The 13187-nt window shown below is 34.0% G+C and carries 12 protein-coding genes; 3 read left to right on the plus strand and 9 right to left on the minus strand.

Annotated elements, in window-relative coordinates; all coding sequences use genetic code 11:
- Positions 1 to 9: 9 nt before the first annotated feature.
- Together LKE46_RS13295 and LKE46_RS13300 are read right to left on the minus strand one after the other, a co-directional pair.
- The gene (locus tag LKE46_RS13295) at positions 10 to 1272 is read right to left on the minus strand and encodes a magnesium transporter (protein ID WP_291723226.1); all 1263 of its coding nucleotides are present in this window, start codon (positions 1270 to 1272) and stop codon (positions 10 to 12) included.
- Positions 1273 to 1541: 269 nt separating this feature from the next.
- Positions 1542 to 3320: an ASKHA domain-containing protein gene (locus tag LKE46_RS13300; protein WP_291723229.1), complete on the minus strand. Its 1779-nt coding sequence runs from the start codon at positions 3318 to 3320 to the stop codon at positions 1542 to 1544.
- A gap of 97 nt (positions 3321 to 3417) precedes the next feature.
- On the opposite strand from LKE46_RS13300, the gene LKE46_RS13305 reads away from it, so the two are divergent.
- Positions 3418 to 5238 carry a YgiQ family radical SAM protein gene (locus LKE46_RS13305; protein ID WP_291723231.1) on the plus strand — a complete coding sequence of 607 codons (1821 nt, stop codon included), beginning with the start codon at positions 3418 to 3420 and terminating at the stop codon, positions 5236 to 5238.
- 4 nt (positions 5239 to 5242) lie between these two features.
- On the opposite strand, the gene LKE46_RS13310 is transcribed toward LKE46_RS13305, so the two are convergent.
- From LKE46_RS13310 to LKE46_RS13325, 4 genes are all read right to left on the minus strand, one after another.
- Positions 5243 to 5884, minus strand: a complete 642-nt coding sequence (locus tag LKE46_RS13310; RefSeq protein WP_291723234.1) for a hypothetical protein — start codon at positions 5882 to 5884, stop codon at positions 5243 to 5245.
- Between the two features lie 71 nt (positions 5885 to 5955).
- Positions 5956 to 6849 (minus strand): YegS/Rv2252/BmrU family lipid kinase, encoded by an 894-nt coding sequence (locus LKE46_RS13315; RefSeq protein ID WP_291723237.1) that lies wholly within the window; start codon positions 6847 to 6849, stop codon positions 5956 to 5958.
- Positions 6850 to 6993: 144 nt separating this feature from the next.
- Complete coding sequence (locus LKE46_RS13320; RefSeq protein WP_291723241.1) at positions 6994 to 7422, minus strand: CBS domain-containing protein; 429 nt, start codon at positions 7420 to 7422, stop codon at positions 6994 to 6996.
- A 69-nt stretch (positions 7423 to 7491) separates the two neighbouring features.
- A complete protein-coding gene (locus LKE46_RS13325; RefSeq protein ID WP_291723244.1) occupies positions 7492 to 8163 on the minus strand; it encodes a TVP38/TMEM64 family protein in 672 nt (223 codons plus the stop codon).
- A gap of 231 nt (positions 8164 to 8394) precedes the next feature.
- Here LKE46_RS13325 and pssA point away from each other — a divergent pair, with 231 nt between their 5' ends.
- Positions 8395 to 8916: a CDP-diacylglycerol--serine O-phosphatidyltransferase gene (pssA, locus tag LKE46_RS13330; RefSeq protein WP_291723247.1), complete on the plus strand. Its 522-nt coding sequence runs from the start codon at positions 8395 to 8397 to the stop codon at positions 8914 to 8916.
- Between the two features lie 23 nt (positions 8917 to 8939).
- Here pssA and LKE46_RS13335 read toward each other — a convergent pair whose 3' ends face one another.
- The 3 genes from LKE46_RS13335 to LKE46_RS13345 form a co-directional block, all read right to left on the minus strand.
- The gene (locus LKE46_RS13335; RefSeq protein WP_291723251.1) at positions 8940 to 9302 is read right to left on the minus strand and encodes a hypothetical protein; all 363 of its coding nucleotides are present in this window, start codon (positions 9300 to 9302) and stop codon (positions 8940 to 8942) included.
- 5 nt (positions 9303 to 9307) lie between these two features.
- A complete protein-coding gene (locus LKE46_RS13340; protein WP_291723254.1) occupies positions 9308 to 9901 on the minus strand; it encodes an HD domain-containing protein in 594 nt (197 codons plus the stop codon).
- A gap of 63 nt (positions 9902 to 9964) precedes the next feature.
- Positions 9965 to 11467 carry a Ppx/GppA phosphatase family protein gene (locus LKE46_RS13345; RefSeq protein ID WP_291723256.1) on the minus strand — a complete coding sequence of 501 codons (1503 nt, stop codon included), beginning with the start codon at positions 11465 to 11467 and terminating at the stop codon, positions 9965 to 9967.
- A 147-nt stretch (positions 11468 to 11614) separates the two neighbouring features.
- On the opposite strand from LKE46_RS13345, the gene LKE46_RS13350 reads away from it, so the two are divergent.
- Positions 11615 to 13156: a Ppx/GppA phosphatase family protein gene (locus LKE46_RS13350; protein WP_291723259.1), complete on the plus strand. Its 1542-nt coding sequence runs from the start codon at positions 11615 to 11617 to the stop codon at positions 13154 to 13156.
- The last annotated feature ends 31 nt before the right edge of the window (positions 13157 to 13187 follow it).

A 13187-nucleotide genomic window follows, 5' to 3' on the forward strand; every position in this document is an offset into this window, starting at 1 on the left:
TTAACTCCTTTATACCACCTTTTTTAGTTTTTTTCTCCAGCTTGGTACAAGTATTTCTGTCACTATATCGTTCATTATAACTATACCGCATAATCTGTCATTATCATCTACTACAGGAAGCGACAGCAGATTATACTTTGTACAAATTTCTATGGCTTCATCTATATTATCCTTATGTCTGACTTTCTCTACCTTTGATTCCATTATATCTTTTAACTTGCTTTCTGAGTCCGACAATAACAATTCCTTCAATGATACAACTCCCTGAATCTTGTTCTCAAAATCAGTTACATAGATATAATTGGAAACTTCATCATCAGGATTCATTTTTCTTAAAATATCTATAGTTTCATCAACTCTTATATTTATGTTGAAGGATATAAAATCCGTATTCATGATGCTTCCTACAGTTTCTTCCTTATAGTTCATAAGCGACTTAACCTCATCCGCATCCTCTTTTTTCATATTGAGAAGTATTTTATCTGCCGTTTCCTCATCAACCTCATAAAGCATATCGGCAATTTCATCATTCGGCATATTCTGTAAAACTTCACTTTTTTTCATCTGACTCAGATTTTGAAAAATATCCACCTGCATATCCGGTTCTATTTCCTCCAGTGTATCTGCGGCAAGATCCTTGTCAAGACTCTCGAAAACCTTCTTTCTGTAATTCACATCCATGTCTTCAACTATATCTGCCAGATCTGCAGGGTGAAGTTTGGACAGTTTCTTATATGGAACAGAAAGTTTTAGATTCTTGCTTACCATCTCAAGTGACTCCACATTATCCCATACTATAAGACTGTCTTCTATTCTCTTATTGAATTTTTCACATAATCTCTTTATAAATTTCTCCACTCCCAGTCTTCTGCCAAGTGCAAGCACTCCCGTATCTACGGCTACAACCCTATATTCTCCCGCCATTTCCGTAATTCTAAGATCATTTACCCTTACAAGTTCTTTACCGTTTATATCCACTATCTGTTTGTCAAGAAGATGCTTTGAAAGAAGATATGAATACTTTTGAAGCATGATATCCCTTATACCTTCACATTTGATTACTATCCTGTCTTCATTTTCATAAAAATTTATATGCTTGAATTCACAATTAGATATTTCCGAGCCGTTTTTTATCTGATATGCTATAGCTCTTGGCATTCCGAGGTCTGTGGATACATAGATATCCCATAGTCTGCCTACAAACTCATTCAGCTCATTGTAGACTTTTTTATGAAGAATTTTGCTTAGAAAAAAGCTGGATAATCTTTTCATAAATATTCCTCCTTTAGATATACAGAGAAATATTATGAGATCGAAATTTATAGGATTGGTATTAAAATGCAGCTGCCAAATAATATTTTTCCGTATATCAAATATTCTATTTTTTGTTTAAGACCGCACCGGCCTCCATAAGGGCCAATATCCATTTAATATACACCACCTAAAAATATATTTGGTACAAATCCAAGTTTCCTATAATAATTATATTACATATGCGTTAAAATACAACCCTAAAAATATAATTTTCCCCTGCATCATATTTAAAAAAACATATTATTCATAAATTGGGTGTTAAATTCATCATCCATAGATATATCAATGCTTTCTATGGTATTCATTATATGCTCCATTTCACTTTTAGTGTTTTTATTTATCAGATATTCCACCGTTCCTGAAAGAGAACTATTTCCCACAAGTTCAATTTTATCCTCCAGTCTTTCCGGAATGAGTCCAATAATAACGGCATTTTTTAAATTGATTTTGCTTCCAAAGCCTCCCGCTATATAAACTTTATCTATTTCATCATAACTGCATCCGAATTTTTTTATGAGAATTTCCATACCTGACCTTATGGCAGATTTGGCCGTTTGAATTTCTCTTATATCCTTCTGTGTAAAGTTTATGTCGGATGCTATGGTGATAAAATTAATTTTGCAATTATCTCCGTAAAATTTTCCCGTAATATCTATTATCCCATTTTTCACAAGTTCCGCTGTTATGTCTATAATTCCAGAACCGCATATTCCAACAGGTGTATCATTGCCTATAGTTTCATAATCTATTTCATATTTATTTTCTCCTTCTTTTGAACTTTTATTTATTTTCACTGATGAAATAGCTCCATTCACGCTCCCAACCCCACATTCTATACTTGCACCTTCAAAAGCAGGCCCGGCAGCAGTAGAAATGCAGAGCCCTCTATCCTTGTTTCCAAGCACCATTTCACCATTTGTACCTATATCTACAAGCATTGAAATGTTATCCGAATCGCAGCAATTACAGGCTATCATTCCAGCAAGTATGTCTGCCCCTACATAGCTTGATATGGATGGCAGAATACTGACCCTGCAGTTCAGCAGTCTTTTTTTGAACAGCTCGTTGAAACTCACTTCCACAATATCATTTGTGATGCTTTTAAACGGATAAAGTGACATGCAATCGCAAAAAAGACCCATAAGCAGATGCTGCATTATATTATTTCCTGAAATGGCAACTTCATATACATTCGTGCTGTTTACTCCAGATGATGTCAGTAATTTTTCAATACCTTCCGTTATATCATCTTTTACTGCCATACTTATAATATCCATGCTTTTTTCCATACTGTACTGAATTCTTGACAGTACATCTGCTCCAAATTGTCTCTGGGAATTCGTCATGGATACAGAACCCAATATTCTTCCTGAAAGTATATCAACCATACTCATTGCTATAGTTGTAGTACCTACATCTACAGCAATTCCAAACACATCTGCTTCAGGCTCTGTTTTAAATACATCCACAACCTTATTTCCAAAACAGAGAATATAAATCTCTTTGACTCCATAAAGACAGTATTTATTTTGCTTGATTGAACTCTCATTTATGACAGTAGACAACTTTCTAAGAGCTTTTAAAGTAAATTTGAATTCTGAACCAAGCATTGAGCTTATATGTTCCGCCAGACTTCTTTCAGTAAAACCATCTGTCTCCACGTTTACTTTTACTTTTCTGAACTCTGAATTGACCTCGACTTCATTTGATATAAAATCCTTCAGTATTGAAAAGTCTCTGTCTTCAACCCTAGACAGTTCTATTGTACAGTCACTTTGACAGCAGGTCTGGCATGCCAGATATTCATTATTGCCAACATATGCACAATCGCTTTTCTGACTGACATTTCCTTCTACAAGTTTGACTCTGCATTTCCCGCATGTTCCACGTCCGCCGCAGGGTGCCGAAACTTTCATACCACCGTCTATCAAATTCTCCATTATGGTTTTTTGAGGGCTGCATCTTATACTATAGACATTTTTCCCCTGTATTATATTTAAATTCATATACATCTCTCCCAAATCATAATATTTAAAAACATCAATCAAATATGCTATACTATGATATATTATAGTTTCTATTTTATTAAAAAGGGAGATCCAGATGAAATTAAACAATAAATTTTTACCTATAAGTAGAAAAGACATGGAATCAGACAATATAGATCAGCTTGATTTTATACTTATAACGGGTGATGCCTATGTGGACCATCCTTCTTTTGGCAGTGCAATAATATCCAGGGTACTTGAAAGAGAAGGCTTCAGGATAGGCATAATACCACAGCCCAACTGGCGAAATACAAGCGATTTCAGAAAACTCGGGAAACCTAAACTTGGCTTTTTGATAAACTCCGGCAACATTGATTCCATGGTAAATCACTACACCGCCGCCAAGAAGAAAAGGCACAATGATCTGTATTCTCCCGGGGGAAAATCAGGCTTCAGACCGGACAGGGCTGTAATAGTATATTCCAATCGTGCCAGGGAAGCATATAAGGATGTTCCCATAATAATAGGCGGAATAGAAGCAAGTCTGAGAAGATTCGCACATTATGACTACTGGAGCGACAAAATAAGGAGGAGCATACTTCTTGATGCTAAAGCCGATCTTCTGATATACGGCATGGGTGAAAAAGCAATAATTCAGATTGCAAATTTACTAAAATACGGAATGGATATACACCATATGACGGATGTGAGGGGTACGGTTTACTGTTCCAGCAACAGACCGGAGCCAGGTAATCTGGTGGAAGTACCTTCTTTCGAAAAGGCCTGTGAAAGCAAGACAGCCTATGGGGAAAGTTACCGGCTGGAATATCTTGAACAGGATGCTATAAGCGGAAAGCCTGTGATTCAGAAACATGGTGATAGATATATAGTTCAAAATCCTCCTCAATTTCCACTCACCCAGGACGAAATGGATATAGTATACAACCTGCCCTATACAAGAACCTATCATCCTATATACAAAGACATGGGTGGAATTCCGGCCATAAAAGAAGTACAATTTTCCATAACAAGTCACCGCGGGTGCTACGGCGGCTGTTCATTTTGCGCCCTTACTTTCCATCAGGGAAGAATAATACAGAATAGAAGCCAGAAATCCATACTGGAGGAAGCGGAACTTTTAACCACACTGAAAGATTTCAAAGGATATATTCATGACGTGGGAGGTCCCACGGCAAACTTCAGACACAAGGCATGCAGAATACAGGAAGTTAAAGGAGCCTGCAGAAACAGGCAGTGCCTTTTCCCGACTCCCTGTAAAAATCTGATAATAGATCACAGCGAATATGTTAATCTGCTTAAAAAGATAAGGAAAATTCCAAATGTTAAAAAGGTATTCATACGTTCCGGAATAAGATATGACTACTTGATGTATGACAAGAACAACAATGAGTTCTTTGAAGAACTGTGCAAATATCATGTAAGCGGACAGCTTAAAGTTGCACCTGAGCATATAAGCAACAGGGTGCTACAGCAAATGGGAAAACCTGATATGGAGGTATACGAAAAGTTTGTAAAAAAATATAATTCTCTAAACAGAAAACTTGGTAAAAAACAATATCTCGTTCCATATCTCATGTCCAGCCATCCTGGAAGTGATTTGAATGCAGCAATAGAACTAGCTCAGTACATAAAACATATGGGCTATACTCCGGAGCAGGTACAGGACTTTTACCCTACACCGGGAAGTCTGTCTACAACAATGTACTATACAGGCATAAATCCTATCACAGGTGAAAAAGTCTACGTTCCCGTAAAACAGGGTGAAAAAAATATGCAGAGAGCTCTTCTGCAATTTTCAATTCCTAGAAATTATAAATTGGTAAGAAAGGCCTTAATTGATGCCGGTAGAAAAGATTTAATAGGCAAAGGACACGACTGCCTTGTACCGGAAGCACCTTCAAAAGGGAAACTCTGAAATATTACTTCCTCAATTTTGAAAGTGCATATATAAATGTGATTATAAACAACAGATCTCCAAATATATTTGCAGGGAAAAATCCTTTATCAATCACAAGGCCTATATTTTCAACTATGGTTACAGCCGCTGAAAACACAAGCATATAAAGTCCCTTGCTATTTACATTTGGCTTCCTTGAAAATATAATAGACAAAAATAACATGACTGTAATAAAAATTATGTATATCCAATATGTCGGCATACTTCCCTTTAAAAGCATGGTATATCCGAAATTATCCATTCCCCGGACAACTACATCAGATTTATACATTTGAATTATATAAATTACTGCTGCAATAATAGAAAACAAAAATACATAATTGAAATTTATATAGTTTCTTCGTATAAATACATAAAATAAAATAAATATGAGTATTGAGATTCCAAGGAAATCAACAAAATACGGTATTTTCAGGGCATATAAGTATACCATGCTGTGCGTTAAAAGCATTACAAGGGCACATATATATCTAATCAATAAGATGGCAACAGCCACAGTCCCTATTATTTTAATCTTGTTGGGAGAAAATCTTATAAAATAAACTGAATAAAGTAAAACCAAAATAATAAAAAACAAACCAAAAATATAAATATCGTACAACATAACCAAACCTCATCCTGTATTGCTATATTTATATTTACTATTTGAGGTCAATTTATATTACTATTTTTTAGCTAATCCGAAGATAATTTTACTCCAAGAACTTGAAGGCCACCCTTGATACACTCTATAACAAGCGGAAAATCAGGCCCTCTTTCTCCATCTATATCAGTTACTATATCTTCATTACATTCTATTTCTATTCTATTCGCCTTGAAATATATAAGTCCTGCAGTATTTTCCAGGTGATCCCCTCTTAGCATCTTTATAAAGAGGGTTATGATATCCTTTATCATGGATGCCTTTACTATAATGACATCAAGTAGTCCATCGTCTACTTCTGCCTTATAGGCAAGATTAAGATTTCCTGCAGTCTTGCCGTTGAATACAAGTATCAAATACATGTTTCCGTCAAATACAGCATTTTCAGACTTAACCTTTACTTTCAGCTTTCTCAAATTTGCAAGCTGTTCCATTCCCTTGACATAATAGGCAAGCTTTCCCATCGTGTTTTTCAAATTTATATCAGTCTTTTGTGAAACATCTGTAAAAAGACCTGTACTGGCAACATTTATAAAATACTTGTCGTTTACTTTTCCTATATCTACACTTACAGGTTTACTTTCCAGTATCTGCTTACAAGCAAGACTTATTTTTTGAGGCATACCTATAAACTTTGCAAAATCGTTGGCAGTTCCAACAGGCAGAATTCCTATGGGAATATCAATGTCCTGCTTTTTTAAACAATTTACCGCATTGTCTACCGTACCATCCCCACCTGCTACAAGCACATATTTATAATTCTCATCCATATCCGAAAAAGCTTTCTCAAGTTCACAGTTGTCCCCTATTCTGAAAGGTACTATCTGACAGTTGTACTGTTGATGAATCCTGATTACCTCATCCAAATGGGAAATTATAGTATTTTCACCTGCATACGGATTATAAATAAATCTTACTTTATTCATAGTAAATTCCCTACTTCCAAATAAACTTCATACCTAAAGTCAACTATTATATTATATCACCACATACAACAAATCCACAAGATCAGTAAAAATATCTTGTGGATTTATTTTCCTGTCAGATTAATTTATTTTAATTCAAGTGAATTAAAATGCAGATCCGGAAGTTTCTGAAATACTAGAAAGTGCTCCTTCCGCTTCGTGTTCTAATTTAGGATCTACGGCCAGATCTCCCAAAGCCACTATTCCTACCAGATTGTCATTTTCAACAATAGGAATTCTTCTTATCTGTCTTTCACTCATTATTCTTGATACTTCACACACATCCATATCCGGTGATGCAGTTACAGGATTGGAGGACATCACATCTCTTACAACTTTTGTTTTTGAATTCTGCCCCTGTGAGGAAGATCTGATGGCAATATCCCTATCAGTTATCATTCCAACTACCTTGTTTCCTTCACATACAGGTACCGACCCTATATTGTATTGTTCCATAAGTTCGGCAGCTCTTTCTATAGTATCGTTGACATTCAGACTAACTACAGATTGCGTCATTATATCCCTTATCTTCATTACAAATCACCTCGTGAATTTTATTTTCACGTATATTATGTGCTGTATCAGGATTTTCTTACATATAAATTACTGGATATTTTTTGTCCTTTTTTTTAGAGTTATTGTAATAATCACCACAGCTGCCAAAAATAATATGGGAATAAAAAATTTTACCGAAAATGGCTTTATTATGTTTGTACCCATAAATGAATATGTAATCATTTCAGGCAGTATTCCAACAAGAGTTCCAAAAATAAAGTCTTTATATTTCATTTTGCTAAGTCCTGCAGCATAACTCAATCCGTCAAAAGGGAAAACGAATGACAATCTCATTACCGTCATTATCCTAAAGCCATATTTTTCTATGTTCTTATCCAAATCCATTGCTTTCCCCCTGAGTATTTTGTCTACAAATGATCTTCCAAAGAACTTTGCCAGAGAAAATGCTACAGTAGCAGATCCAAAACACCCTATCATGCTTAGAATTGTAGCTATGTAAGGCCCATATATACTTCCTGCTATGATTGACATTACAGAGGATGGAACTATAAAGAGAACCGGCTTGAACACATATATAATTATGAATATAAGTGCAGAAAGACTTCCATAACTTTTTATATAGCGTATAAAGCTGTGAATTCTTATATGCCTTAAATATTTTCCATACTTTACTATTACGAACGCCAATGCTATTACAAATATTCCAAATAATACATAATTTATAATACTTTTTATTTTGTCATTCATATTGTTTCTCATAAACAACAACTACTTTCCATAACAAATTTAATATATCTTATATTTATTATAAGGTATTTCTAATTAAATAATACTAATTTATATGAAAATAAAATTATCCCTGCAGCCTTAATTTAACAGAAAGTTTATATTACTAAGTTTACTCTTGTCACGGAAATAGAGTATAATAGATAAAAGATATGTTTTTATATTTTTTTATTTTCAGAATTTTGTTTATAGGGAGTGATAATAATGGCTAAAATGGCTAGGAGCACTGTACCTAATGCTTTTACTCTTGCAAATCTTGGCTGTGGTATAATGTCTCTGATGATGTCTTTTCAAGAAGACTACAAATTAGCCGGACTTTTTATTTTATTTGCTTGTGTTGCAGATAGATACGATGGAAGAGTAGCTAGATATTTAAACGCCTCCAGTGAATTGGGGAAAGAATTGGATTCTCTTGCAGATTTGGTATCCTTCGGAGTTGCACCTTCAGTTTTAATATTTAATGTTTATAATTTTTCTATTTTAGGAATACTTGGTTACATCATGGTTCTTTTGTTTCCTCTATGTGGAGCATATAGACTGGCAAGATACAACATAACTGAATTTGATGGTAAATATTTCGGTATACCAATAACTCTCTCAGGTATGTTTGTAGCTTTATTTTGTTTGATTACAATCAGGAATCCAGTCCACATCAATTTTGCAGTATTGTTAGTAATAGTTCTTTCCTATCTAATGATATGTACCCATAGATTTAAAAAACTTTAATAGGTGTGGATAATATCTCCCACCTATTCTTTATCATCATTCTCATCTATTTCATCCAAATTGTCAATAAACAACTCTTCATCTATTTCATTTTCAATATACTCCATTTTCACCTTGCCCTGTATGAGTTCTGAACGAAGTTCACAATAATTCATATAGCAACCTGTAGATTTGTCAAGAACCTTTATTATATCATCAATAGTATTTCCAATCTTATTCACCCTGTCTATAGCAGATTTTACATCCTTCTTATGAGCTAGTGCTATTGTATTCAACTCACTAGCCCCGCCAATAAGTAATCTATAGGAATTAGTCAATTTGGACAAAAGATCTGCCAAATTGTTTATATCACAGTAATAATCTTGTATTATCTTTCTATGGGACACTCAAATCACCTTGTTTCCATTTCCAATCTCGGCCTTACCTTGAAAATATCATTGAACAGCTGACTTTTTATGTCAAATTTTACAAGAGTTTTTTGAAAATCATCACTATTTATATGCAACGTAAGATATTTGTCCCCAAGAGTAATATTTTCAAGAGTATTTCCCAACTTATGAGTATGATCAAGTGAATCTGAAATTCGAAGTATGGATATTAAAACTTTTAATTTATATTGCATGCTTTCACTATAAAAATTTATACTTTTGTCTATTTTTTTTCTATGGCTTGATGCAACTATTGCCAGATATTTTCTCAAGCAATCAGGAATGTTGTCCAATATTGACTCCGATAAAATTATATATCTTGTATGCTTATGGTGTTTTGACTTATTTAAAAAGTAACCCGAATCATGAATAAGCGAACTGCAGTACAAAAGATTCCTGTAGGTATCAGTAAGCCTATGCAATTCTCTTGTTTCGTCAAATATGGCTGCTGCAAAAGAAGCAACCTTAATCTCATGATTTATCAATTTACCTACGTTGTATTTTTCTGCAATACAAGCCACAGACTGAAGGCTTAAATAATTACATATATCAAGCATGAAAAATCTCCCATTACATAATTTATATATTATATGACAGAAGATTTCCATTTATTATAATATCTATTTTATAACCAACTTTTTCCCGAATATATTTTCAAAATCATATTTACAGTTAGAAGCCGTGCTTATTTCAAGTGATGGTTCTTTTTTTGATATAAGCTCAATGAGCACACTGTCCTTGCCGATGTCAGTTTTTATATCCATAATGTTCCCATCCATAGCCCTGTCAAGCCCTTTTGCTATATGTAAAATTACAGACATCTGATTTACAAGCACTATATCCTCCTCCTTGATTATACTGTTAAAGTATTGGGAATCTTTTATCTTATATTCTTCAAGGTGAGAGACTACAAAAGCTGCCATGATCTGCTCCCTATGGGTAATTCCATATATCTTCAGATCTTTTATAATGGAAAATGAATATTTCTCGTGACTGTCGAACCCTATTGATATTCCACAATCATGCAGATATGCCGCTGTTTTAAGTATTTTATAATCTTGAACGGATAGGGAAACCATATCTGAAATATCTTGGCTCAATTTCTTGCACAGCCTCCAAACTTGTCTTACATGTCCTTTATTGAGATCAAAATTGTTTACTATGTTGTTAAGTGAAAAATCCAATATATTCTGAATCACAGGTGGATAATCCTCCAAAAGCACTCTATAGACAATTCCCTGGCGAAGCCCATTTCCACTTATAGCTACATCCCTCAATTTACAATATTTGATTACGGATACAATAGATACAAGTGCTCCATAAAATATATCCGCCCTGTCCTTGGAAATACCTTTGATTTTTTTATATTGAGATATGTCCACATATTTGAGACAGTCGTATAACTCAAAAACAGATTTTGAACTAATACAGTAATTATGGTTGTTATTTAAAGGGTATGAATATTTATTTCTGTGAATCTTGCCTAAAGTCCTGAAGCTTCCTCCAATTCCTATCAGCGGTATGCCTCTGACATCCTTCAGCCATCCAATGGAATCAAACATATCATTCAAATATCTGACCAGTTCCTTTAACTTCTTCTGCTTGTTTCCATTTAAAGATAAAAACTTGTCTGTAAGGCTTATGGCCCCAACAGGTATGCTTATACTTTTCTGTATACTTCTGTCCTTAACAAACACAAATTCCGTGCTGCTTCCACCTATATCCATAAGGAGAGCTGAATTTACATCTATACTGTTTATGACACCTAAATAATCATGATATGCTTCCTCTTCTCCCGTAAGAACTCTTATATCAATTCCCACCCTGTCCTTTGCCATATTCAAAAACTCAGTTTGATTTTTAGCTTTTCTAACGGCTTCCGTTGCCACCGCAACAATTTCATCAACTTCATTGGCATCACAGAGACGCTTGAAATATGACAACACCTTCAATGCAGCTTCCATTCTATCCGAATTGAGATTTCCCTCTTCCGTCATATCCTTGCCCAAACGTACAGTACCTTTCAGTTCATCCATAATTTCATAAGATCTGTTTTTTAAAATTTTTACAATTATTACTCTCATGGAGTTTGACCCGATATCTATTACAGCTAGTCTGCTCATATATTCACTCCTAACATCAGCTTTTATACAAATTCTACCCATATATTAAAAAAAAATCAACGTTAAAATATTGTTAACTTAATAATATTAATGTAGAATTAGGATATAATTATATATATTACTAAAAAATATATAAGGTGATATAGGATGAAAAATATTAAACCAACCCAGACTGTTGCAGTAATAGATGTAGGTTCCAATTATTTGAGGATGGCAACAGCAGATATAGACAACGCCGGTAATATAAAAATACTGGAAGATGTAATCAAGCCTACAAACATAGGAAAAGATACCTTTTCAAATGGGAGAATATCCGTAGAGACCATTCACAAGACGTGTGATGACATAAAAGGGTTTTCTCAAATAATGAGAGATTATAAAATAAAACATTACAAAGCTGTTTCCACAAGCGGAATCAGGGAGGCTTCAAACAGACAATACATATTACAGCAGATAAGACTTAGAACTGGAATTCAAGTAGAAATCATAAATACTTCACAAGAACGATTTTATATTATGAAGGCTCTTCGATATGAAACCTCAAATACCGATGCACTTGCTGCCAAAACAACTCTGGTAGTAAATATATCTACAGGCTCTGTAGAGGCATCTATATTCAATGATGGAAATCTGAAATTCACAGAACATGTAAAAATAGGTTCACTTAGAGTAAAAGAAGCTCTGGATGAACTTGAATATTCCGCCCCGGATTTTACCAAATTAACGGAACAATATATTGAAAGTAAACTATATTGGGCCAAGTCAAATATAGGAGAATTTAAAATCAAAAATTTCATAGCTCTCGGCGGAGAATTGTCCACTATAATAAAACTCATTAAAAAAGCAGGCAAAACATCAGTTTCAACAAACTTTATATCCAAGGACGATTTCGATAGACTATACAAGAAAATCAAAACAATGAGCAATGATCAAATTGTATTTGAATATGGTTTAAGCAAACAGAAAATAGATCTCTTGATACCAACCATATTGATATTTAATAACTTTTTGAAAATGACAGAATCTCCTAAAATTTATACACCTGATATAACCTTGAGATTGGGTGTATTATATGATCTATCAGATGAGATATTTAAATTTCCAAGAAAAATTTCTTCTACAAATGATATTTTAAGTTCCATATTTTATATTTGTGATAAATACAGAATAAACAAGACCCATGCAACTTATGTGGAGAAAATCTCTTTATCCATATTCGACCAGACACTGAAAATTCATAAATTGGGTGAAAGAGAACGTCTGTATCTGCAAATATCCAGCAGACTCCATGATGTAGGTGGATTTATAGATATAGCAAATCATGAGAACCAATCCTACAATATAATAATCTGTCAGGATATAATGGGATTTTCATACAGGGAACTCTCAATAATTGCAAATATAACCAAGTATCATTCTTCCATGGTACCGGATGAAGATGACTACAATTATTTCATATTGAATGACAAAGACAAGATGATTGTTTCCATTCTATCGGCCATAATAAAAATGGCAGAAGCTCTGGATACTTCACATCTTCAGAAAATAGAAGAATTGAAGCTCTCTAAAAGTAACAATACGTTGTACTTCAACGTTGCTTCCAATGATGACTTATCCCTGGAAGAGTGGAATTTCAACAAGAGAGCCAACTTCTTTGAAGAAGTTCTCGGAGTGAAACCAATTATCTAAAATTCAATATACTGACAGGAGGTATACAAAA

It is taken from the genome of Clostridium sp. (assembly GCF_022482905.1).
In the GTDB taxonomy this organism is placed as follows: domain Bacteria; phylum Bacillota; class Clostridia; order Clostridiales; family Clostridiaceae; genus Clostridium_B.